Here is a 21,363-nt window from a genome sequence, read left to right as displayed (position 1 = left end):
CCCTGGACCACGCTGGTGCGATCGCGAGGTGCCCTGTTCGCCAGACGGGGCGGACCACACGGCTCAGGCGTCCGTTCCGGCCACGCTCACCAGTACCTTCCCCCGGACCCCTCCGGTCTCCAGCGCCCGGTGGGCCTGGGCGATGTCGGCCAGGGGCAGGACTCTGTCCACGACGGGGCGAAGGGCCCCGGACTCGGTCAGGCGGGTCAGTTCGGCGAAGAGCCCATGTCCGGGGTTGCCGCTGAAGGCGCGGATACGGCGTCGACCGAAGACGGCCGATGCGGCGATGTAGGACAGCGACGCGAGCATGCGCTCGCTGTCGAAGGTGACCGAGACCATGCGTCCGTTCCTGGTCAACCGCCTACGGTAGGCGGCCATCCCGGTCCCGACGGTGTCCAGGACGACGTCGAAGGGGGGAAGGTCGGCGGCGCCGGTGTTCGCGTAGTCGAAGGCCTCGTCGGCGCCCAGATCCCGCACGAAGTCGAGGTTGTCGGCCCTGGCCAACCCGGTGACGTGGGCTCCGTAGGCCCGGCCGAGCTGGACGGCGACGTTCCCCACACCGCCGCTCGCGCCCCGCACCAGCAGCCGCTCACCCGGGGCGAGGCGGGCCTTGTCCCGCAGCGCGGTGATGGCTGTCGTGCCACCGGCGAGCAGGGACGCGGCCTCGACCAGATCGGTTCCCGTCGGTGCCAGGGCGAACTGCCGGGGCCGGACGGCCACGTATTCGGCCGCGCTGCCGAACGTTCGGGGCAGTCCGCCCCACACCCGGGCTCCCGGTTCGACCCCGACGACATCGGAACCCACCTCGACCACCTCGCCCGTGAAGTCGATCCCGGTCCTTTTGGGAAAGCCCCTTTCGATCGCCCCGGTCAGCAGACGCAACCCGCCGGCGCGGCCCAGGAGTTCACCGCCGTTCACGCTGGCGGCGTGGACGCGCACCAGTGCGTCCCCCGGTCCGATGTCGGGTCGGGGCACCGTGCCCTCGTACAGCACCTCCGGGCCGCCGTACCGGTCGTACAGGGCCGCTCGCATCTGTCCCACTGTCGGGTCCTTCCTCGGCCGCCGCACGTCGAATCCGTGCGGGTTCGACGCGCACGCTACGCCAGAAACGGAAGCACCCCTCCACTTACGGCTGATATGAGAGATAGGGCCGCTGATTCCTCTCGGATGGGCCTCGATACCGCTCCCGATACCGCCCCCGCATCCGCCACGCGGCTCGGGAGGCGTTCGCGGCACGCGGGATCGTGGTGGTGGACTTTTGGTGAGTGGACGCCCGACTCATCGGGAAGGCGCACGGGATCGGGTCACACGGCACCCCGCGTGCGCCGGCCGGGGACCGGGAGCGTAGAACGGATTGCATCGGTTGTACCCGGATGTGCGCGTCGCCCGGTTCACCTGGGCAGACCTACTGAGGTCGGGGTGCATCCTGGGGTTGGTGAGGGGAGGAGCCGGGAGGCCTCTCGGAGATGGAATAGTGAGCTCCCGTCCCGGAGCCGGACAGTCGTGGAAAGTGATCCCATGACGGGGCCCACGACGGAGCGGTGGGACATGGACGAGGGGGAACGTCCCGTCGACTCCACCAGCCCACCGAAAACAACAGAAACCCTGGCGGACACGTTCCCCAGGGCCGATGATCGCATGAGAGAAGATTTCACCTTGACGAACGGGGACGACAAACCGGCTGACGCGCACGACCCGAATCCGGTGAACCGGAACGTTGTTCTGGCCGTATTGGTATCCGGCGCGTTCGTCGTCATTCTCAACCAGACCCTGCTGAACACGGCGTTGCCCGCGTTCATGCGGGATTTCGGCATCACCGCGAGTGCGGCACAATGGGTGACGACCAGTTTCATGCTGGTCAACGGGATCATGATCCCGATCACCGCGTTCCTGATCCAGAATTTCACCACACGCTCCCTGTTCCTGACCGCGATAGGGATCTTCGTTGTCGGAACACTGATCTGCGCCTTGGCCCCTGTCTATCCCGTTCTGCTGCTCGGACGGGTGATCCAGGCCGCCAGCGGTGGAATGATCATGCCGTTGATGCAGACGATTCTCTTCGCGATCTTCCCCCGGGACAAACGCGGTACGGCGATGGGCACCTTCGGGCTCGTCATTTCCTTCGCCCCCGCCATCGGACCGAGCCTCTCCGGGTGGATCGTCGATCACCTCCCCTGGCAGGTCCTATTCTACATGATGCTGCCGATCGCCGTCATCGTTCTGATCGTCGCGTATTTCATCCTTCGAAACGTCACCGAACGCACCTTTCCACGTCTGGACGTTCTGTCGATCATCCTCTCGTCTTTGGGATTCGGTGGCCTTCTCTACGGCTTCGGTACGGTCGGCGAGACGGGGTGGGCGAGCCCTCAGGTCCTGGCGCCGTTGATCGTCGGTGCGTTCGCGTTGGTCTTCTTCATTCTGCGTCAGCTGAAACTGGATGAACCGATCCTTGAGCTTCGAGTGCTCCGGTACCCCATGTTCACGCTCAACACGGTGCTGGGGATGCTCGTGTTCATCACCATGATCGGAGGCATGTTGATTCTGCCTCTGTACATGCAGAACATGAGCGACTTCACCGCGATGGAATCGGGTCTGGCCCTTTTGCCCGGTGCCGCCGTGATGGGGTTGATGTCGCCGGTCACCGGAAGAATCTTCGATGCCATCGGGGCGAAGTGGCTTTCCGTCATCGGATTCACCCTGCTCACCGTCACCACCTTCATGCTCGCCGTGCTGACCGTGGACACCTCGTTCACCTACCTCGCGTCGGTGAACACGGTGCGCATGCTCGGCGTTTCCATGGTCATGATGCCGGTGACCACGGCGGCGCTCAATCAGCTTCCGCAGCGACTCATTCCGCACGGGACGGCGCTGAACAACACCATGCGTCAGGTCGCCTCCTCGATCGGAACGGCGGTTCTGGTCAGCGTCATGACCGTAGCCTCCCGTGATCCCGAAGTTTATGGAGCGGAAGGGCTGGTCCACGGTGCGAACGTTTCGTTCCTGGTGGCCGCGATCATCGGTGTGTTCGGTATCGTCGGCTCCTTCTTCATCAAGGACTCACATGGGCGCGGCTCACAGCCCGCGAACGCCGAGTAGCGGCCGGAGGGGTGTTCGTCGTGACCGAGCCCTGAACCTCACCGGGAGCGGAGGTTCACGGCCGGTCGCGATCGGGCGCGATCGGGCGCGCTGAACGATCGGCGAAACGGCACGGAGCCGGAACCCGACCCCGGGAGAGGAACCCGTGGGCCGAGATCCACCTCTTGGTACGCGTTGGTACGCGACCTTCTCGATCAGAGGTGAGATCACCCGGACCCGGCCGCGTCGTTCAGGTGGGCGATGATCTGCTCGCGCAGGCGCTCGGCCCAGGGGTCGGTGAAGTCCTTCAAGGCCGCCAGTGCCTCGCGCCACTGCCCACGGGCCGCCGCCACGTCACCGACCTCGATCATCACCGAAGCCGACCGGTCCAGGCACACCGCGAGCCGCCACCATTCCTGGTGGCCGCGGTACTCCTTGGTCGCCTGCCGGTAGAACTTCGCGGCCTCGTCCGGACGGTCGATCGCCTGATAGACCTCGCCCACGCCCTCGAAGGCCTCGGCCTCACGCACGTGGTCACCGATTCCGCGGTGCAGACTCGCCGCCTCGTGGAAGGCGTCGAGGGCGTCCTCGGTGTCGCCGAGACGTGCCTGGACCCTGCCGAGTTCCAGAAGGGCGAATCCTTCCCGCACGGGGTTGTCCAACTCCCGGGCGACGTCCAGCGCGCGCCGCGTGCGGGCTAGAGCGTGGTTCATTTGCCCCAGTTTCCGCCACGCCGCCCCCGAACACATCAGACAGGCGAACTGGCTCATCCGGTTGCCGGTCTCCTCGTGGATCTCGATCGCCTCATCCGCCAGGGCCACCGCCTCGCGGAGTTCGCCGGAGTCGAGTAGAGCGTCGGCCAGGTTTCCCAGCACGACCCCTTCCCAACGCCGCTCTCCCCGGTGCCTGACGATCTCCAACGCCCGCTCGAAGTGGTCGCGCGCCTCCTCCAACCGGTGCTCGCGCAGGTGGAGCAGGCCCAGGGAGTTCAGCGACATGGCCTCTCCCAGCTCATCACCGGTCTCCTGACGCAACTTCAGGGCGTGTCGATGCCGGCCGAGGGCCTCCTGTCTTCGATGGGACTGCACGTAGGCCATTCCCAGGCTCTCCGACAGGTCGGCCTCGGCCGCCCGTTCGTTCTCGCGTCGGGCGGCTCCGAGCCCGATGATGCTTGCGGCGATCCACTCGTTCATGGGGGTGCGGAACACGTGGACGTGCCTGAGTACCACGGGCAGACGCCAGGCGATCGAGTCCAATCCGATGGAGACGGCGGTCTCGGCGGCGGCGACGAGGTTCCGACCTTCGACCTCGAACCACCGGACCGCTTCCCCGTTGTCATCGAATTCGCGAACGTGACGGTGCGCGCCGACGTCCGATGCCGGGCACGGGTCGAGATGGCGTAGTGGTGAGTCCACGGCCCGGGCCGCGAGGTCGGCGGTGCGCAGGTACCAGGTCAGCAGACGCGTCAAAGCCTCCTGTCGGCCCTTGGGGCTCTCCTCCTTGCGGGCCTGATCCCAGGCATAGGAACGCAGCAGATCGTGGAAGCGGTACCGGTCCGGGCTGATCTGCTCCACCAGGTGCGCGCCCACGAGTGAGTCCAGGACGCGGCGAGCTCGTCGGACGGGGAGGTCGGACAGGGCCGCCGCGGCCGTCGAGTCGAAGTCGTCGCCCGGGTGCAGACCCAAGAGACGGAACTGGCGCGCGGTCTCCTCCGGCAGGGCTCGGTAGGACCAGGCGAAGACGGTGCGAACGGCGTCGGCATCCTCTTCGTCGTCTGTGGCCAGCGCGTCCCACAGGGCCGATTCGTCCCGTAGGTCCTGGATGAGTTCGCCCAACGGCATGTGGGGGCGGCCGGCCGCACGTTCGGCGGCGATGCGCAGCGCCAGGGGCAGACGCCCGCACAAACGGGCCAGTTCGGAGATCTCGTGAAGGTCGTCCCGGGGCCGGTGGCGTTCGGTGACGTGTTCCAGCAGTTCCACGGCCTCGGCCGGTTCCAAGGTCCGAACGGTGAGCCGACGTGCCCCTTCCCTGGCCACCAACCCGGACAAGCGGTCCCGGCTGGTGACCAGAACCGCGCAGGCGGAGTTACCGGGCAACAGAGGGCGCACTTGTGCGGCGGTGGCGGCGTTGTCGAGCAGGATGAGGACACACCGCTCGGCCAAGATCGACCGGAAGAGGGCGGAGCGGCTGTCGAGGTCGGCGGGAACGGCGTCGGCCGGGACGTCCAGGGCGCGCAGGAAGCGGTGCAGTACGTGGTCGGGTTCGACGCTCGACCCCGCTCCGTATCCGCGCAGGTCGACGTAGAGCTGTCCGTCGGGGAAGTGTTCTCGGACCCGGTGTGCCCAGTGCAGGGCCAACGCGGTCTTGCCCACGCCCGCCGTTCCGGTGATGACGTGGATGGGAGCACGAGGCCCGTCCTCGGATCCCTCGTCCCGCAGGTGGGTGCTGAGCACCTCCATCTCGCCCAAGCGGTTGACGAACCCGTGCACGTCGCCGGGAAGTTGACGGGGGACCGGGGCGAAATGGGATCGGTAGTCCTGACCGTGGAAGTGGACTCCGCCCGCGACGTCCCGGGCCTGGACCGCACGTCCCGCGACGTCCGCCATCCTCGACCGGGTACCTCCGTCGGGTCTTTCCAGCGGTCCGGGGAATCTAGGGTCGACCACAGCGAGGTCCCGTCTCGACCACTTCACGGGGGAAGTAGTGCGCCAGATCCTCACCGATTTCGTGCAGCGCCGCGATCTCCTCTCGACATCGGGCGGCGATGGTGGGGTCGGTGAATCGGATCCCTCCCCGAAGAACGCCTTGGGCGTCATAGAGGATCCGGTAGGTAAGGCTGTCTCCCAAAGTCACGATTTCCGGGACCTGGCCGTTGCGCTCGAACCCGGCGAGGGAATCGGCGGAGATAACGCGGACGTCCTCACCGCACTGGGCCCTCAGGTGAAGGGAGTGCAGTTCCCACCGGAGGTAGGTGGTGAAGGGTTTCTCCACGACACGGATCCGTTTGAGCGTGCACCCCTGATCGCTGAGTTCGACGAACGACTTCCGAAGCGCGGGGCGGTTCTTCTCCAAAAGCCGGAGTGACTCTTCGTGTCGTCCATCCCGGAACGCCAACCAGCTTTCACTTTCCGGCTGATCAAAGTCCTGTCGCCGTTCGACCTTCCAGATATCGGTGTTCCTGAGCGATGCCACCCGAGCGTCGAACTCATCGAGGTAGGGGTCGAGCGCCAGACGATCACCGCAGAGAGTGTCGATGGTGTCAAGCATCGGGAATGTCCGCTTTCGCTGAGGTCAGGGTATTGCGGGGGATGATGACGAGTCGTTCGTCCTCGGCGATGGCGGAGCCTGGGGGAAGCCGTCGCGCGTAGGCCTGGGTCAGGTCGCGTCCGATCACGGCGATGTCGCCGTTGTCGAGCTCCCAGATGTCGGGACATCCGCTGGCCCGGTCCGTGTTGCCCAACTCGATCGGGGATCTGCCGAGCCTTCGTGTCATGGTCGCGGTGGGGTCCGCCTCCCAGGGGCGAGGTGTCATCGCGGGATCCCTCCACGCACCTTTTCGGGGGTTGGATGCGCTCATTGAAATTAACACAAATTTTCGTCAATTTACAGGTGGCCGGTTTGTTGGGTCGATCCACCTTTCGCGCCTGGTCGTTCCGCGGAGGGATGGATGGTTCGAGGCGAGTCGACTATGTCGCGAGATGGTAGGTAGGGGAGGTGTTTCACAGATTGTTCCTGTGTATCCGGCGGCTTTATGGGTTCAGGTGCGGGTCCGGTTTCCCCGCGTTAAAAATGCGCGGGGCAATGCATGTGCATTTCGTTTGATTTGTCGGAATGCCATTCAAGGGGTGGTCATCCAGAGGGAAGGTCTTGTCCGGGGCCGTGGCCGTCCACGCGGCGGGGCCGACTTCCACGGGCTTCCCTCATGGGATCTCTGCCCCACCACACCCCTATCGAGGAGGAACGAGGTGGGCTCCGATGCCGACCGTTGGTCGTGGCACGGCGGTCGGGCCAGCCCTCCCACCGAGGAACGCGCTCCACCCCTCGAAAGTATCGGTTCGTCTCCCGGTCCCCACGATTTTGTCCGTCTCCTCCGTTAGCGTGGCCCGGCACGCGATGCCCCGCGCCAGTGGAGAAAAGGAAAACACCCCCATGCCCCGAGCCCACCTTCGAGTCGAGAGCCCTCTGGGCGTCCCCGGCCCCGCTCTCGAACTGCCCGACCTTCCCGACCGGATCCGCGCACGCGAACTGATCCGGACACACGTACGGGAGGAGGTCGCCCGGCACAACCTCGACGGGTCTCTTCCCTTCCAGGGCCTGGTGGCCCCCACCGCCGCCGAGCACTCACTCAACTCCGCGGCTCGGCGGACCGGGCGGCCGGCCCTGGACTGGGAGGAACAGGCGGATCTGGCCGAGCGGGCCTTCGAGAAGCAGCGGTTCGTGCTCATCGTCGGTGACCGCCAGGTGGAGTCCCTGGAGGAGAACGTCGACCTGACCGGTGAACCCGAGATCGTGTTCGTCAAGCTCATCCCGCTGGTGGGTGGCTGACCATGACCGGGACCGCCGCCCCACCCTTCACCGCGATCAGCCCTTCCACCGCCGCGTTGGAGTGGGCGAAGCGAACCGCCGAGGAGTTCGCCTCGGGCATCGATGCCATGGGAAGGACTTCCTGGGCCTACCGGAGCACGCTGCCCGTACAGGTGGAGGACGCCCTGGGCCGGTTGTACGCCCCCGGCCTTCCGGACCTGATCGAGGAGTACGACCACATCGTGCGCGCGTGCGCCCCGCCCCACGCCGGTGTCCCGGGTGTGGGCTGGGACGGGTACGAGGGGATCTCCACGATGAGAGCGGGCACCCCGGTGCGGGCCCTGATCGATCGGTGCGACGACGAACTGAAGCCGCGCCTGGCGCTCTGGCTCGCGATCAACGCCCGGCATCCCCGGCACGCCGAGGTCGACGAACAGGACCGCCACCTCCGCTACTTCTCGCGCATCCACTGCCGTGCCGTGGCCACCCTGTTCCGTGCGGCTCTGCCCTGGGACAGCGCCCTACTCTCCCTGCTCATGCACGCGGAAGCACGGGGGGTCGTCGGCAAAGACAGCCACATCCATGTCTGTGAGCAGGTGGCGGACCCCGTCCTGGCTCCGTGCGTGGAACAACTAGAGGAGCACCGGGTGCGCTGCCAGGAGCGAGGAGAGGAGCTTTTCCACTACGGACCCGATGATCCCTGGCCCCACGCACGCGGGCTCCTGCTCCTTCTTCGGTTGGGCGCCCCCTTGGCCCTGGACCACGTCCTTCCCGAAGGCGACCTGTTCGGTGATCTGTTGCGTGAACGCGAACCCTCACTGGCAGCCCATCCCGGTCTGGCGGAGCTGTTCGTCCACCTCCTGCTGCCGCCGGGTCCCCGGCCCACCCGTGAGTGGCGCGAAGGACTTCAGCGCAGGTTGGCCGCGCTCCCCGAAGCGGAGGACGTGGTGCGGCGACTGGTCGAGGTGGTGCTGCGCACGCCGCGGGTCGAGAGGGAACACCACGAGTCGAGCACGGCCTACTTCCCGATCCACGTGCACAACATCGTCAACGGCCTGGTGTGGGCGGTGCGGGAACAGGCATCCGAGGACGAGGCCTGGTCGCTGCCCCTTCTGGAACGGATCGCGGTGTTCACCGGGACCGGGTCGGGCGGCTCCAAGCTGTTGCGCTCCGAACGCACGGCCTCGACCTGCGTCCGCGTTCTGGCCGCGCGCGGTACCGATGAGGCGGTCGCCGCCCTCGCCCGTATTCGCGCGAAGGTCAAGAAGAAGACCCTGGCCAGGGTGATCGACAAGGCCCTGAACACGATCGCCGACCGGTTGGGCGTCAGCGGGGAACAGTTGCTGGAACGCACCGTCCCCGACTTCGGTCTGGGCCGGGACGGGACCCGTACCGACCGGTTGGGCGAACACCCTGTCACCATGCTCCTGAAGGCGGACGGCGGTGCCGCTTTGGGTTTCGTCTCGGTGAAGGGGCGGCCCGTCGCGGGTCCCCCCGCCGCCCTGCGCGGATCACACCCCGACGAGGTCAAGGCGCTGCGAGCCGAACTCAAGGAACTGCGTCAGGTGGTGACGGCCGAACGGGTCCGTCTGGAAGGGTTCTTGGCCCAGGGCCGGGTGTGGGACGCCGAGTCCTGGGTCCGTCACTATCTCGACCACCCGGTCACCGGGGCGCTCGCCCGGCGGCTGCTATGGGAGGTGAGCGGTGACGAGGGCCGGACCTGGACGTGCGGGCTGCCCGAATCCGACGGGGCCCACTGGCGCTTGGTCGACCCCGACGGGGTGGAGACCGCCCACACCGCGACCGTGGACGGCGGCGCCCGGGTGCGGTTGTGGCACCCCGCGCGGAGCCGCCCGGAGATGGTGCACCGGTGGCGGGAGTACCTGACCGACCGGGAGCTCGCCCAGCCCTTCAAACAGGCGTATCGGGAGATCTACCTGCTCACCCCGGCGGAAGAGGCCACCCGCGTCTACTCCAACAGGTACGCCGCCCACATCCTCAAGTACGGGCAGGCCAAGGCCCTGCTGAACGAACGCGGGTGGAGCGTCCACCAGCTGGGCGGTTGGCACGGAGGCGAGGAGGGCACCGCCGAGCGTCTGTGCGCCGACCGGGAGAGTGGGACGTCCTGGCAGGTCGATCTCGACATCGCCCTGCCCGAGGAGGGCGCGACCGACCCCGTCCGGTACTGCGGCACCGACCAGGTCCGCTTCCGTCGTGCGGGTGAGCGGGAGGCCGTCGCGCTGGTGGAGGTGCCGGCATTGGTGCTGTCGGAGGCGATGCGCGACGTGGACCTGGCGGTGGGGGTGTCCTCGATCGCCGCGGACCCCCGATGGGTCGACCAGGGGGAGAGCGCCCACCGGCCCTACTGGCACCAGGCGGCCTTCGGTGAACTCACCGAGAACGCGGTGGTGCGGCGCGAGGCCCTGGCGGGCCTGCTGCCACGGCTGGGCGCGGCCGACCGGTTGGAGATCGACGGCCGCTTCCTGCGGGTGCGTGGAGACCTGCGTTCCTACCGGATCCACCTGGGCAGCGCCAACATCCTGATGGAACCGGACGACTCCTATCTGTGCGTGGTGCCTTCGGGTAGGGAGAAGGGCCCGGGGGTGTTCCTGCCCTTCGAACAGGACGGCGGACGATTGGCGTTGATCCTGTCCAAGGCCCTGATGCTGGCCAAGGACAGCACCATCGAGGACGTGGACATCACCAGGCAGATCCGCCGTGGACTGGACGGGTAGGGGGAGCGTTCACGGGCCGCGCCCGGACGATACTCCGCTCCCTGCTCGACGAGCGGAAGAGATCCCCTCCCACGGTCGAAGAAGCGATCGATCGTGCCCGTGGGAGGGGACCACCGGGAAACTCCCGCCCGCCAGGTACGGCAGGCCCAGCCGGGTAGCGCGGGTGCTGAGGCATACCGCACCGAAGGCAGTGTTCCCAGGAGGTCATGGTCGACACCGAAACCGCCACGGCCACTCTCACCGGTACCACCGACATCGCGACGTACGTGGAACTGTTCGCCGAGCTGGAGAAACCGGCCTGCTTCGGGGACGAAGCGGTCCAACACCTGGAACGTATTGCGGGCCGGCTCCGGCGCCTGAGGAGAGGGCCGGCGGTCAGCGGTGTCAGGGCGTGGCGTCGCCTGGGACATGGGCGGTGATCTGTTCGCGTAGGCGCTCGGCGCGGGGATCGGTGAATCCGTCCAGGGACGTGAGGGCCTCGCGCCGGTGTTCGAGGGCGCTGCCATGCTCATCTGAGGACTCCAACACGGTGGCCAGACGAGCCAGGCAGATGGCCAGGTTCCACCGGGCCCCATGTCTTCGATAGCCGTTGGCCGCCTGCCGGAAGAAGCGCACCGCTTCATCCGGGCGTTCGAGGGCTTGATAGACCTCGCCCACGCCCTCGAAGGACTCGGCCTCACGGACGTGTTCGTCGATCGAGCGGTGCAGAGTCGCCGCCTCGTGGAAGTGGGCCAAGGCCTCTTCGTGGTGGTGGAGCATCGCGCGCGTTCGGCCCAGTTCCAGGTGGGCGAACCCCTCGTAGATGGTGAGGTCGAGGTCGTGGGCGATGCCCAAGGTCTTCTGCGTCAAGACCAGAGCGAGCTCGGCCTGACCCTCTTCCCTCCGGGCCGCGCTCACGGCGGTCAGACAGGCGAACTCGCTCGCCTGGTCCTTGGTCTCTTGGTGGATGCGCAAAGCCTGGTCGGACAGGGCCACCGCTTCCTCCCGCTGTCCCAGCTCAAGGAGACAGCGGACCAGGTTGCCCAAGGCGATCCCCTCCCACAATCGGTCACCGAGGTCTCTGGCGGCAGTAAGGGAACTTTCGAAGTCCTCGCGTGCCCGGTCGAGCCCGCGATCGCGTAGACGCGCCAGACCTAGGGCGTTCGAGGACATGAGGACCCCACGTTCGTCCCCCAGTGACCGTCTCAGTTCCAGCGCGCGGGTGTGGTGCTCGATGCCTTCGTCGGGCCGGCCGGCCTGGAGGTGGGCTATGCCCAGCCCCTCCCACAGGTCGGACTCGGCCCGGGGGTGATGGTCTCTTCGCAGCGCCGCCAGGCCGTGGCCGAGCATCCTGATCCACGGCTTTCCATGTACGGGGAAGTGCCCCAGCACGTGGGGGAACCGCCAGGTGATGCCATCCCAGCCCTGGTCGGTGGCCACCTTCGCGGCGGCCATCAGGTTCGCCTCCTCCAGCTCGAACCAGCGCAGTGCGTCGGAGTTGTCGGTGAAGACCACGTCGGTATGCCCGCTGGGAGAGCCGGTTTCGTGGCTGGTGAGGATCTCGTCCGGCTCGGGTCGGCGCAGGTTGGAGTCCACGACCTGGACCGCCGCGTAGGCGGTGCGCAGGTACCAGGTCAGGAGTCGCTCCAGGGCCGCACTTCGTAGTTCGGGAGTCTCCTCGTCGCGCACCTGGTCCATCGCATAGGAGCGGATCAGGTCGTGGAACCGGTAGCGGTCCGCTCCGCTTTGTTCCAGCAGGTGCGCACCGACGAGCGTGTCCAGGCAGCGCCGGGTCCGGCGCGTGGGGAGGTCGGTCAGGGCGGCCGCTGCACCGGTTCCGAAGTCCCTCCCAGGATGTAGGCCCAGCAGGCGGAACAGGCGCGCCGCCTCTTGGGGCAGGACCCGGTAGGACCAGGCGAAGACGGTGCGGACCGCGTCGGCCTCCTCCTCGTCATCGGTGGCCAGCGCGTCCCACAGGCCGGACTCGTCGCGCAGGTCCTGGATGAGGTCCGACAAGGGCATGTGCGGGTGGCCGGCCGCCCGTTCGGCGGCGATGCGCAGGGCCAACGGGAGCCGGCCGCACAATCGCGCGAGTTCGACCACTTCTCGGGGGTCGTCCTTGGCCCGGTGGTGGACGGTGACGTACTCCAGCAGTTCCACGGCCTGGGCCGGCTCCAGTGTCCGAACGGTGAGCCGCTGGGCCCCGTCCCTGGCGACCAGCCCGGACAATCGATCCCTGCTGGTGATCACCACCGCGCTGTCGGCGGAGCCGGGCAGGAGTGGTCGAACCTGGGTCGCGTTCGCGGCGTTGTCCAACAGGACCAGGACCCGTTTCTCGGCCAGAGAGGAACGGTAGAGGGCGGCACGGCCCTCGGTTTCGGGTGGTAGCGATTCGGTGGCGACACCGAAGGCTCGCAGGAACCACTCCAGCACCTGGCCCGGTGCCATGGGCAGGCCGGGTCCGTAGCCTTGGAGGTCGACGTAGAGCTGTCCGTCGGGGAAGTGGTCGCGGACCCGGTGCGCCCAGTGCAGGGCGAGGGCGGTCTTGCCCACACCGGCGGTGCCGACGATGACGTGCATCGTGGCCTCAAAACGTTCGCCGGTACCGGGTAGGCGGTTGCTGAGTACTTCGAGTTCACCGGTGCGGTTGACGAATCCGCGCACGTCGGCGGGCAGCTGCCTTGGTACGGGAGAGGCGGAGTGCTGCGAACCGCCCGTGTGGAAGTGCACCCCGCCGCGGACATCCCTGGCTTGGACCGCCTTTCCGGAGACGTCGGACATCCGAGACCGGGTGCCGTGGCCGGGCCGCTGTTCGTCGTCGGCCGCACCATCGGAAGCAGGGTCGGCGGGATCTGGTCTACCGGGCACCCGACACGTCCTTTGGTGCCACCTCGCGGACGAAGTAGGGCTCCAAGGGCTCGGCTCGCCGGTGCAGGGACGCGATCTGGGCCGCACACCGCGCGGTCAGGCCGGGGTCGAGGTAGCGGACCGCGCCCTCGGCTTCTCCCCGGGGGGCATAGAGGATCCGGTAGGTCACTTCCTCCCCCAGGGTGACGATCTCCGGCACGGGCCGGTCCCGCTCGAAGGCCGAGAGTGGTTCGGAGGAGATGACCCGGATGTCCTCGCCGCACTGGGCGCGAATCCGTAGGGAGTGGAGTTCCCACAGCAGGTAGGTGGAGATGGGTTCGTCCACGACTCGCACCCGCTGAACCCGGCATCCGATCCGGGCAAGTCGTGAGAACAGCTCACGTAGGCCGGGACGGTCCGCTTCCAGCTGACGCAGGGATTCCTCCCGGTGGCCCCGTTGGAAGGCCAGCCAGCTTTCGTTCTCTGGCTGGTGGAAGACCTGCTGCCGTTCGAGCTTTTGGATATCGGCGTTTCGGAGTGATCGGAAGCGGGGCCCGAAGTCGTCGTCGTAGCTGGAGAGGTCCAGGTGGTCACCGGGAAGGGAGGTGATGGTGTCAAGCATCGTCGATGTCCGGTTTCGCGGAGATGAGGGTGGAGCGAGGGATGATGACCAGTCGTTCGTCTTCCGCGATGGCCACGCCCTCAGGTAGGCGTGGAGCGTAGGAGTCGGTCAGGTCGCGACCGATGACGGCGATGTCGCCATTGTCGAGCTCCCAGATGTCCGGACACTTGTCGATGTTGTTCGTGGTGCCCAACTCGGCGGGTGGCCTGCCCAACCGACGTCGCATCCCCGCGGTCGGATCCGCCTCCCAAGGGCGTGACATGGCCTTCCCTTCCGCGTGCTCCGGTCGAGGGGGTCGAGCACGCCTGCCGAAAAAGCTAACACGGAACTCAGCCGAATCCGAGTGGCTTTTCTGTTTCGCTGAGCCACACCGATCTTCCTTGCCGGCCCTGGAGGATCCATGGTGGGTGTAGCCGTGTTGAACAGGGAAGAACGTGTCGGTGTGGTGTGTTTTTGAAGGGTTCGCTTTTGTCTGTTGAGAGTGAGGAAGAGATGGTTTGCGTTTCTATTCTGGAACGTGATCTGTTCGTCCGCATCTGGCCGGGCCAAGAGGCGGGAGAAGGAAGGGGTCAGTAGACCCGGGTGACTTCGCGGACGTCGGTGGAGAGCAGGTAGTCCTCGGGGTTCAGGGCCATCGCTTCGCGTTCGGGGGAGTCCCAGTAGTGGCGGTTGCGCTCGGCGAAGGTTTCGGGACCCTCAAAGGAGATCTCCCAGATGAAGTGGTGGCGCTCCCGGTCGATCCAGGCGCCGCCGAGGCAGAAGCCGAACTTCAGGCGCAGGGGGACGATCTCCTCCTGCCAGCGCCGGACCCATTCATCGAGCAGGCCCTCGCGGACGGTGTAGGTGCGTACCTGGGTGGTGGCGGGCATGACGACGCCTTTCAAAGGACCTCGATGTGTGATGGATCGGTAGGGGTATCGGAGACGTGGGCGCGTGCTCACACCGGGCTTCGGGGATCGTTCAGCCAAGCCTCTTGTCGCTCGGCGGACACGGTGAGGCCCAATCGGGTGTGCGCCGGTTTCCCGGCCCCCCGCCACCATTCGTAGGCGTCCGCCAACTCGGTGAACAGGGCGCGGGGACCGTGTTGGTGGACCTCGTGGCCGGGGGACCGCTGTTCGGGGTCGATATGCCAGGAGGCCCAGGACCCTGTACCGGGGTCGACCAGGTGGACCGTGAAGTGTTGTGTGTCGCCTGAGTCGAACTCGACCCGGTTCAGCACGGTGGGCATGCGCAGGCCGATGGCGAAGCTCGCGTCGAAGTCGTGGATCGGCTCGTAGGGGTGCAGTTTCGTGTTCGAGGTCGTGAACGACTGTTCCTCGGGGCGGACGTGGGTCTGGACGACCCGCCTGGGTGCGCGTTGGTCGCGCACCCACATGAACGCCACGTCACCTTCGAAGTGCCCCCGCGCGGTGCCGTCCGTTCCGACTCGGAGGTCGGCCAGGACCCCGTTGTGGAAGGCGGTGCCCCACGGAGTGAGGATCCGGCCTCCCGGTTTGGTCTGGGCGACCCAGGCGTAGGGCACGCGTTGGACGGCGGCGGTGCAGATCACCCGGTCGAAGGGGGCTCGGGCCGGCCACCCCCGGGCGCCGTCACCGGTGACCACGAGTGGAGCGAGACCGGTGCCGAGTAGGCGTTCCCGGGCCTGTTCGGCGAGGTCCGCGTCGACCTCGATGGTGGTGACGTTCTCTTCCCCCAACAGTTCGCAGAGCAACGCGGAGTTGTACCCGGTTCCGGTGCCCACTTCCAGGACCCGCATTCCGGGGAGGACGTCCAGGCGGGAGAGCATGTCGGCGACGATCGTGGGCTGCGAGGCGGAACTGGTCGGGTACCCGCTCCCGTCCTCGGTGCCGTCGTCGAGTTGGGTGATGATCGGGATGTCGTCGTAGGCCAGGTCGAGCCAGCGCTTGGGGTCCTGGGAGCGGTCCACGACCTCGCCGTCGGGCGCGGTGATTCGGTCGGGCAGGAAGTGATGGCGCTCGACCCGCGTGAACGCGGTACGCCAGTGCCGGGGCAGGACGCCCGCCCGTTCGAGGCGGGCGACCAGTTTCTGGTGTGGGGGGAGCACCTACTTGTCATCCCTCTCGTGCTTGCCATCACCGGACGCACCCCGAGCACGAGGTGTTTCCGGGCCGCTCACGTATGCTCCTTCTTCTAGGCGGGAACCGCGGCATGAGCGCGAACGAGCATACCGCCGCGCACCTCCTCCAATACCGGCCGCAGGGACGCGGCTCCGGGGGACCTGGTCAGACGCCACTGATCCGCCCACCGGTGCACCTGTTCCACCGATCCGGTATCCGCGCTGTGGACCAGGCTCCCGTCGCCGAGCAGCGCGGCGGCTCCGCGCGCGCTGGAGTGACCGGGCGCCCAACCACGCGCTCCCAGGCCGAGCATGCTCAGGCCCTCGGGCCGTGCCGCGTACAGGTAGGCGTGGAAATCGCCTACCGACTCACCCTCACCGAGTGGACCCTCACGTTCCTCGGCGCCGGCCGCCAACTCCGCGAGCAGTGCCTCGGCCGCCCGCACGCCATCACCGTTTCGGGACCACACGGCGCTGATCCACCAAGGATGTCCCTGTGCATCGGTGGACCGAGCGTCGACACCCCGTGGAGGTACCAGCCACTGGTCGAGTACCTCCGGGTGCATCTCCACGTATCCTCCGGACCACAGCCGGTCGGCCGCCAACTCCCCGTTCCGAGTGCGATGGGCCCGCACGATCGCGTTGGAACGGGGCAGGTCGATGAGGGTGATCGGAACGACCAGTACCGCACCCGGCACGCACTGGTCCGCCCAGGTCGAATGCAACATCTCGCTGCTCGCCCACGCCACGATCCTGTCGTAGGGAGCGTGCTCGGGTGCTCCCTCCGCGCCATCACGGGTGATGACGGTGATGTTGTCCGCTCCGCGCGCGGTATGCAGCTTCTGCGCGCGTTCGACCAGATCGGCCATGACGTCGATGGAGACCACAGATCCACGCTCACCCACGAGCGCGCCGAGCAGCGCGCCGGAGAACCCCGACCCGGTGCCGATCTCCAACACCCGCATCCCCGGGCGGACGTCCAGCCGGGCGAGCATCTCACCGATGCCTTGGGCCGAGGTGCTCTGGGTGATGAGGCTTCCGTCCTCGCGATGGGTGTAGTACTCCTCCGGGACGGCGGCGAAGGAATCCTGGACGCGGTCGTCGTTCATGCTTCTCCCAGCCAGGGCAGTGGCGCCCATGGTCGTATCGGTGGGTGTTCAGGTGCGTACCAGCACCAGGTAGGGGTGGTTGGAGAATTCGGGTTCCCCGATCGGTTCGCCGGCCGCCTCGACCCAGGAACGGGCGGCATAGGGCATCATGCGGGCACCGACACACCAGTCGACACGGCGCCGTAGCATCAGGGCGGCCAAGGTCGAGGACAGCGCACTTTCCAGACAGGCGAACCTCCCGGGAAAGAAGCGGCCCACCGCGCGGACGGCCTCGACCACCCTCGCGGCTTCATGGACGGAGGCCTCCCGGGACGTGTTCCCGTTGAGTCGGCGAATGAGCTTCAGGCTGACCGACACCGGAAACCTGAGGAGAATGAGCGCGCAGACGCAGCCGAGTACCCCCGCGATCCTGTACCGCAAGGGGACAGGTCGGGAGTTCTCCGGGCGGATCGCCATGGGGGAGCTGCTCATCGTTCCTCCTCCACCGGAGAAAGCAGCCCGAGCCGTGACAGGTCCTCGATGAGGGCGACGGTGTCGGCTTGGATCCTGTCCGGGTCCACGTCCCAGCGCACGGCCAGGATTTCCACAAGATCGCGCGATTCCTTCCCCTGAGTGAGGTGTTCCCACAAAGCGGCGGCGGTGGGGTTGAGGCCGTAGAGGAGTCCATCCGGTACGTGCAGGAGTACCGCGCCGTCCTGGTCGGCTGCGACGTGTTCACTTCCTGTCGGGCGAGGTTTGGGCGCCGCCACCCAAGTCGCGGCGGACCGACTCCACCAGGCGGATAGCGGCCAGACCTCGCAACGCCGAGCGGGACAGCTCGTCGAACATCCGCACGTAGGGCGTCACCGCGACCTCCTCCGTCAGGCAGAGTTCGGCCCCGATCGTCTCCACCAACACCCGGTCGTCGTCGAAGATCCAAAAACCGTGTGAGGGCACCACGTCCATGCTCATGGCCATGGGGATCACACCGATCTCGACCCTTTCCCGAGCGATCTCCGTGATGACGCGGGAGAGCTGTTCGACCATGACCACGTCCGGGCCCAGGCGGATCCGTAGAGCGGGCTCCCAGAGCAGGACGTGGAAGGTCTTGTCGGGCAGGTCGAGGATGCCCTGCCGTTCCATCCGGGCGCGTACCGCCTCGTCTCCGTCATCGGGTGTGCGGTGTCGACGCACCCCCCGACGGAACATGAACTTCGCGTAATCCTGAGTCTGGAGGAGCCCGGGAACGCACGCCGCCTCGAAGATCCGGAAGTGCCGGGTACGACTGTCCAGAGGTGAGTACGAGCGTTGACGTGGTCCATGTCCACCGGCGAGTTGCCGGCGCCAGCTCGCGTAGTGAGTTTCCAAGGAGCGGAGTTGGGCCAATAGCCCTTCCGTCGCCTGTGGGCGTCCGCACACCCGTGCCCACGAGCGCAGATCCTCCACACTCGCGGTCTGCCTGCCATGCTCCAATTTCGACACCTTGGAGGGCTGCCAGTCCAGGCGTGCCGCGAGTTCTCTGCCGGACAGCCCGGCCTCGCCCCGGAGTTCGCGCAAGCGGACACCGAGCGAGACCCGAGCCGTCTGGTAATCGGTCATCGTGCCCTTGTCGCCATGTACTCCGTGAACGTCAGAGCATGATGCCATGCCGCGTCGCGTGCCTGGAGCGCAGTCAACACGTACCCGGGGTCTTCGCTGAGGCTCGCCCCGAGGAACCGGTCACCATCGAACTCCAGGCGAGCCACCGTGCGGCTGTCGAAGACCCAGAAGTCGTGGTCGAGGAGCTCGGCGACGACCGAGTGGTCGCGGGGCAGATAACGGATGTCCTCACCCACCCCGAGGTTGTAGGGAGTCCCCCACAACTCCCAACGCAGGTAGTCCGAGGGTGGATCGTCGATGAGGCGTACCCGCTCCATCCGCTTTCCGGTGGCGAGCTCCTCGCGCATCATGTGCAGCCAGGGCTTGAACCATTCCAGGCCGGGGTCCTTGCCCGCCGACCAGTCCTGAAAGGGCTGATCCTCGTTGAGCTTTCCGTAGTGGGAGCGGGTTTCGAGCCGCCATGCCGTGTGGCGGTAGCGGCGGAAGAGGTCGGTGAAGTCCTCTCCGCTGAGGATCGGGGGCATCTCACTCCTTGGGGGCGAAGCGCGTCAGCAGGGCTCGGGGGACGACGATGAACTCCTCACCCTCCAGAACGTCGCTCAGCTGGGCCAATGCTTCGGGATCGGTCAGCCGGTCACCCTGGACCACAATGTCACCGGTGTCGGTCTCGTACAGCGTCGGACATCCACCGTCCTGTGAGGTGGTGCCTATCTTGCGTAGCTTCATGAGTGCGGGCTTCCTCTTCTGGGGGCCGGGGACCCAGTCTCGCCGATCGCCACCAGGCGTTTCCAGGCTTTGGCATGACCTCCGGGAGCAATTCGGAGCAACTTTCCGGTTCGGGGGTCTTGCCGGTTCTACGTTCGGCGGTGACCCGGTCCCGGCCTCCGTGGCCCTGCTGAAAGGCGGTTTCCCTGGTGCATCCTTCAGGTGGCCCACCCCCACGAATACTCGCCCCCTACGTCCGTATCGGGGTCCAGGACGGCACGCTCTTCCTCGGTTTCGGTTCCGTGCAACAGAGCATCCAGGACCGGAATCTGTGGCGCCCACTGGTCCAACTCGCCGACCACTTCCGCGAGCCACGGACTCGCGCCGAGGCCCTGGACTTCCTACGTGGCCCTTGCCGGGTGGAGGCGGCCCGTGCCGAGGCGGTGATGCTGACCCTGGAACACGGAAACTGCTTGATCTTGGCCTCCGCCTACGACCCTGAGGACCGCTACAGCAGGCACGCCCTGTTCTACGAGTTGTCCGGCGCGGACGCACGGCGAGTACAGCGACGACTGGCCTCCGCTCATGTGCTCCTGCTTGGGTGTGGCGGGATCGGCAACCTGGTCGCCGTCACCTTGGCCACCGCCGGGGTCGGCGCGTTGACCCTGGTGGACGCCGACCACGTGGAGCTGAGCAACCTGACCCGCCAGTTCCTGTTCACCGAGGCCGACGCCGGTGCATCCAAGAGTCGGGCCCTGGCTCGGGAACTACGTCGCCGCAACCCCGGGTGCCGTATCCGGACCATCGTCGGTGCGCCGACCGATATCGAGGACCTGAGAGCCCTTCCGGAGGCGGACCTGCTGTTGGTCTCCGCCGACTCACCGGGGCTGACCGGCCTGGTGAACGCCCACTGCGTCGACTCTGGCCAGGCGTGGTTGAACGCCTGTTACGTCAACGACGTCGCGGTGTGGGGGCCGTTGGTGGTCCCCGGAACCACCGGGTGCTGGGACTGTCGACTACTCACGGCACGCGCACCCGCCGACGAACCCGAGTTGGCGGCGCTCATCGGACGGGTTAACGCCCGTTACCAGGCGCCGTCCAACGGCCCGGTCAACATGCTCGCCTCTTCTCTGGCCGCGCTGGACGTCCTGCGCCACCTGGGAGGGTTCGGAGTACCGGCGGCCCTGAACCGGCGGATGGGCGTGTGGTCGCATGAGCTGTCGATCCAGGAGCAGCCCGCCGAACGTGACCCGCATTGTGTCACCTGCGCCGACGTCCATCCCGCGACACCACGACACCAAGGAGCCCTGTGAGTATCGAGTCCCACGCCCCCGACTGTGTCTTCTGCCGGATCGTGGCCGAAGACGCGCCCGCCCACCGGATCTGGGAGGACGACGATCACCTGGCGTTCCTGTCGATCTTCCCCAACACCGAGGGGTTCTCGGTGGTGATCCCCAAGGCCCACCGGCCCAGCTACGTGGTGGAGATGGAACCGAGGGAGTACACCGCCCTGCATCTGGCCGCCCGACAGGTGGCCCGACTCCTGGACGAAGCGTTCGAGGACGTGGCCCGCACCGGGATCATGTACGAGGGGTACGGGGTCGACCACGCCCACGTCAAGCTCTTCCCCATGCACCACACCGCCGGCAACCAGGGCGAGAGTTGGCGTGAGGTGGCTTCGCCCATCACCGGGTACTTCGACTCCTACCAGGGGTATTTGTCCTCCCACGACCACGTCCGCGCGGACGACGATTGGCTGGCGAGGGTCGCCGAGCGCGTGCGGGCCGTGGCGGCGATCTGAGGCGACGCGCGTTGGGGGAGCGAGTAGGAGGAAGGGGCGGGGCGGACCTGGTCCGCCCCGCCCCGAAGGTGTCGGCTATCGGTCGTCGTCAGTTGTTGCCGTCGTCGTTCATGGCCGCCTCCTCCTCACAGGGTGGGGGTCGTGGGTGGAAGAGGGCGATCCGGAGTTCCGGGTGATCGCCCCACACCCATCAAAGCCCGCGTCCGGTGGCGGGCCAACGCCCTTGCTCGAAGTTGCTCGTGAAGGGGAGGGCGTTGAAAGGGGAGGGTGGTGCCCTCATTGAGGTCCATGGAGGGTGGGTGGAGGTGGCC

General features: G+C 67.1%; 21 protein-coding genes. 6 read left to right on the top strand and 15 right to left on the bottom strand.

Annotated features, from left to right (window positions below; translation table 11 throughout):
• Positions 1-63: 63 nt before the first annotated feature.
• Positions 64-1,032, bottom strand: coding sequence for an NAD(P)-dependent alcohol dehydrogenase (locus BQ8420_RS07555; protein WP_087097105.1), 969 nt, complete (start codon positions 1,030-1,032; stop codon positions 64-66).
• Between the two features lie 516 nt (positions 1,033-1,548).
• Here BQ8420_RS07555 and BQ8420_RS07550 point away from each other — a divergent pair.
• A complete protein-coding gene (locus tag BQ8420_RS07550; protein WP_235005989.1) occupies positions 1,549-3,096 on the top strand; it encodes an MDR family MFS transporter in 1,548 nt (515 codons plus the stop codon).
• Positions 3,097-3,302: 206 nt separating this feature from the next.
• Here the strand turns inward: BQ8420_RS07550 and BQ8420_RS07545 are convergent, their stop codons facing one another.
• The 3 genes from BQ8420_RS07545 to BQ8420_RS07535 are packed head-to-tail and all read right to left on the bottom strand — an operon-like array spanning position 3,303 to position 6,607.
• Positions 3,303-5,681 carry a tetratricopeptide repeat protein gene (locus tag BQ8420_RS07545; RefSeq protein ID WP_087097104.1) on the bottom strand — a complete coding sequence of 793 codons (2,379 nt, stop codon included), beginning with the start codon at positions 5,679-5,681 and terminating at the stop codon, positions 3,303-3,305.
• A 46-nt stretch (positions 5,682-5,727) separates the two neighbouring features.
• On the bottom strand, positions 5,728-6,342 hold the full coding sequence (locus tag BQ8420_RS07540) for a DUF6879 family protein (RefSeq protein ID WP_087097103.1): 615 nt from the start codon (positions 6,340-6,342) through the stop codon (positions 5,728-5,730).
• Positions 6,335-6,607, bottom strand: coding sequence for a hypothetical protein (locus BQ8420_RS07535; RefSeq protein ID WP_087097102.1), 273 nt, complete (start codon positions 6,605-6,607; stop codon positions 6,335-6,337). The genes BQ8420_RS07540 and BQ8420_RS07535 overlap by 8 nt, the downstream gene beginning before the upstream one ends.
• Before the next feature lie 617 nt (positions 6,608-7,224).
• Here BQ8420_RS07535 and BQ8420_RS07530 point away from each other — a divergent pair.
• The 3 genes from BQ8420_RS07530 to BQ8420_RS07520 all read left to right on the top strand — a co-directional run bounded on the left by BQ8420_RS07530 (position 7,225) and on the right by BQ8420_RS07520 (position 10,753).
• Complete coding sequence (locus tag BQ8420_RS07530) at positions 7,225-7,620, top strand: hypothetical protein (RefSeq protein WP_087097101.1); 396 nt, start codon at positions 7,225-7,227, stop codon at positions 7,618-7,620.
• A 2-nt stretch (positions 7,621-7,622) separates the two neighbouring features.
• Complete coding sequence (locus tag BQ8420_RS07525; protein ID WP_235005988.1) at positions 7,623-10,334, top strand: DUF4132 domain-containing protein; 2,712 nt, start codon at positions 7,623-7,625, stop codon at positions 10,332-10,334.
• Positions 10,335-10,540: 206 nt separating this feature from the next.
• Positions 10,541-10,753 carry a hypothetical protein gene (locus tag BQ8420_RS07520; RefSeq protein ID WP_235005987.1) on the top strand — a complete coding sequence of 71 codons (213 nt, stop codon included), beginning with the start codon at positions 10,541-10,543 and terminating at the stop codon, positions 10,751-10,753.
• Here the strand turns inward: BQ8420_RS07520 and BQ8420_RS07515 are convergent.
• From BQ8420_RS07515 to BQ8420_RS07465, 11 genes are all read right to left on the bottom strand, one after another.
• Positions 10,719-13,181, bottom strand: a complete 2,463-nt coding sequence (locus tag BQ8420_RS07515; RefSeq protein ID WP_369825479.1) for a tetratricopeptide repeat protein — start codon at positions 13,179-13,181, stop codon at positions 10,719-10,721. The genes BQ8420_RS07520 and BQ8420_RS07515 overlap by 35 nt on opposite strands.
• On the bottom strand, positions 13,171-13,782 hold the full coding sequence (locus BQ8420_RS07510; protein WP_087097098.1) for a DUF6879 family protein: 612 nt from the start codon (positions 13,780-13,782) through the stop codon (positions 13,171-13,173). Before BQ8420_RS07510 ends, BQ8420_RS07515 begins: the two co-directional genes overlap by 11 nt.
• Positions 13,775-14,044, bottom strand: a complete 270-nt coding sequence (locus tag BQ8420_RS07505; RefSeq protein ID WP_087097097.1) for a hypothetical protein — start codon at positions 14,042-14,044, stop codon at positions 13,775-13,777. The genes BQ8420_RS07510 and BQ8420_RS07505 overlap by 8 nt, the downstream gene beginning before the upstream one ends.
• A 307-nt stretch (positions 14,045-14,351) precedes the next feature.
• Positions 14,352-14,651 carry an NIPSNAP family protein gene (locus BQ8420_RS07500; protein ID WP_087097121.1) on the bottom strand — a complete coding sequence of 100 codons (300 nt, stop codon included), beginning with the start codon at positions 14,649-14,651 and terminating at the stop codon, positions 14,352-14,354.
• 68 nt (positions 14,652-14,719) lie between these two features.
• Positions 14,720-15,847: a methyltransferase domain-containing protein gene (locus tag BQ8420_RS07495; RefSeq protein WP_087097096.1), complete on the bottom strand. Its 1,128-nt coding sequence runs from the start codon at positions 15,845-15,847 to the stop codon at positions 14,720-14,722.
• A gap of 86 nt (positions 15,848-15,933) precedes the next feature.
• The gene (locus BQ8420_RS07490) at positions 15,934-16,968 is read right to left on the bottom strand and encodes a protein-L-isoaspartate O-methyltransferase (protein WP_087097095.1); all 1,035 of its coding nucleotides are present in this window, start codon (positions 16,966-16,968) and stop codon (positions 15,934-15,936) included.
• Between the two features lie 48 nt (positions 16,969-17,016).
• On the bottom strand, positions 17,017-17,439 hold the full coding sequence (locus BQ8420_RS07485) for a lasso peptide biosynthesis B2 protein (RefSeq protein WP_235005986.1): 423 nt from the start codon (positions 17,437-17,439) through the stop codon (positions 17,017-17,019).
• Positions 17,436-17,717, bottom strand: coding sequence for a PqqD family protein (locus BQ8420_RS07480; RefSeq protein WP_087097093.1), 282 nt, complete (start codon positions 17,715-17,717; stop codon positions 17,436-17,438). The genes BQ8420_RS07485 and BQ8420_RS07480 overlap by 4 nt, the downstream gene beginning before the upstream one ends.
• On the bottom strand, positions 17,683-18,546 hold the full coding sequence (locus tag BQ8420_RS07475) for a helix-turn-helix transcriptional regulator (RefSeq protein WP_087097092.1): 864 nt from the start codon (positions 18,544-18,546) through the stop codon (positions 17,683-17,685). Before BQ8420_RS07475 ends, BQ8420_RS07480 begins: the two co-directional genes overlap by 35 nt.
• Entirely contained in the window at positions 18,543-19,070 is a 528-nt protein-coding gene (locus BQ8420_RS07470) for a DUF6879 family protein (protein ID WP_087097091.1), read from the bottom strand. Before BQ8420_RS07470 ends, BQ8420_RS07475 begins: the two co-directional genes overlap by 4 nt.
• 1 nt (position 19,071) lies before the next feature.
• Positions 19,072-19,272 (bottom strand): hypothetical protein, encoded by a 201-nt coding sequence (locus BQ8420_RS07465; RefSeq protein WP_087097090.1) that lies wholly within the window; start codon positions 19,270-19,272, stop codon positions 19,072-19,074.
• Between the two features lie 188 nt (positions 19,273-19,460).
• Here BQ8420_RS07465 and BQ8420_RS07460 point away from each other — a divergent pair, with 188 nt between their 5' ends.
• Positions 19,461-20,564, top strand: a complete 1,104-nt coding sequence (locus BQ8420_RS07460) for a ThiF family adenylyltransferase (RefSeq protein WP_087097089.1) — start codon at positions 19,461-19,463, stop codon at positions 20,562-20,564.
• On the top strand, positions 20,561-21,052 hold the full coding sequence (locus BQ8420_RS07455) for an HIT family protein (protein ID WP_087097088.1): 492 nt from the start codon (positions 20,561-20,563) through the stop codon (positions 21,050-21,052). Before BQ8420_RS07460 ends, BQ8420_RS07455 begins: the two co-directional genes overlap by 4 nt.
• Positions 21,053-21,363 lie beyond the last annotated feature (311 nt).

The sequence above is a fragment of the Nocardiopsis sp. JB363 genome (assembly GCF_900143625.1).
Taxonomy (GTDB): domain Bacteria; phylum Actinomycetota; class Actinomycetes; order Streptosporangiales; family Streptosporangiaceae; genus Nocardiopsis.
This window is presented reverse-complemented; position numbering and strand designations above follow the sequence as displayed.

Excerpts from the sequence above, each read along its gene's own strand:
- BQ8420_RS07525 (WP_235005988.1), top strand. The coding sequence starts at position 7,623 with ATGACCGGGACCGCCGCCCCACCCTTCACCGCGATCAGCCCTTCCACC.
- BQ8420_RS07500 (WP_087097121.1), bottom strand. The coding sequence starts at position 14,651 with ATGCCCGCCACCACCCAGGTACGCACCTACACCGTCCGCGAGGGCCTG.
- BQ8420_RS07545 (WP_087097104.1), bottom strand. The coding sequence starts at position 5,681 with ATGGCGGACGTCGCGGGACGTGCGGTCCAGGCCCGGGACGTCGCGGGC.
- BQ8420_RS07555 (WP_087097105.1), bottom strand. The coding sequence starts at position 1,032 with ATGCGAGCGGCCCTGTACGACCGGTACGGCGGCCCGGAGGTGCTGTAC.
- BQ8420_RS07475 (WP_087097092.1), bottom strand. The coding sequence starts at position 18,546 with ATGACCGATTACCAGACGGCTCGGGTCTCGCTCGGTGTCCGCTTGCGC.
- BQ8420_RS07510 (WP_087097098.1), bottom strand. The coding sequence starts at position 13,782 with ATGCTTGACACCATCACCTCCCTTCCCGGTGACCACCTGGACCTCTCC.
- BQ8420_RS07530 (WP_087097101.1), top strand. The coding sequence starts at position 7,225 with ATGCCCCGAGCCCACCTTCGAGTCGAGAGCCCTCTGGGCGTCCCCGGC.
- BQ8420_RS07520 (WP_235005987.1), top strand. The coding sequence starts at position 10,541 with ATGGTCGACACCGAAACCGCCACGGCCACTCTCACCGGTACCACCGAC.
- BQ8420_RS07505 (WP_087097097.1), bottom strand. The coding sequence starts at position 14,044 with ATGTCACGCCCTTGGGAGGCGGATCCGACCGCGGGGATGCGACGTCGG.
- BQ8420_RS07485 (WP_235005986.1), bottom strand. The coding sequence starts at position 17,439 with ATGAGCAGCTCCCCCATGGCGATCCGCCCGGAGAACTCCCGACCTGTC.
- BQ8420_RS07490 (WP_087097095.1), bottom strand. The coding sequence starts at position 16,968 with ATGAACGACGACCGCGTCCAGGATTCCTTCGCCGCCGTCCCGGAGGAG.
- BQ8420_RS07535 (WP_087097102.1), bottom strand. The coding sequence starts at position 6,607 with ATGACACCTCGCCCCTGGGAGGCGGACCCCACCGCGACCATGACACGA.
- BQ8420_RS07465 (WP_087097090.1), bottom strand. The coding sequence starts at position 19,272 with ATGAAGCTACGCAAGATAGGCACCACCTCACAGGACGGTGGATGTCCG.
- BQ8420_RS07540 (WP_087097103.1), bottom strand. The coding sequence starts at position 6,342 with ATGCTTGACACCATCGACACTCTCTGCGGTGATCGTCTGGCGCTCGAC.
- BQ8420_RS07550 (WP_235005989.1), top strand. The coding sequence starts at position 1,549 with ATGGACGAGGGGGAACGTCCCGTCGACTCCACCAGCCCACCGAAAACA.
- BQ8420_RS07470 (WP_087097091.1), bottom strand. The coding sequence starts at position 19,070 with ATGCCCCCGATCCTCAGCGGAGAGGACTTCACCGACCTCTTCCGCCGC.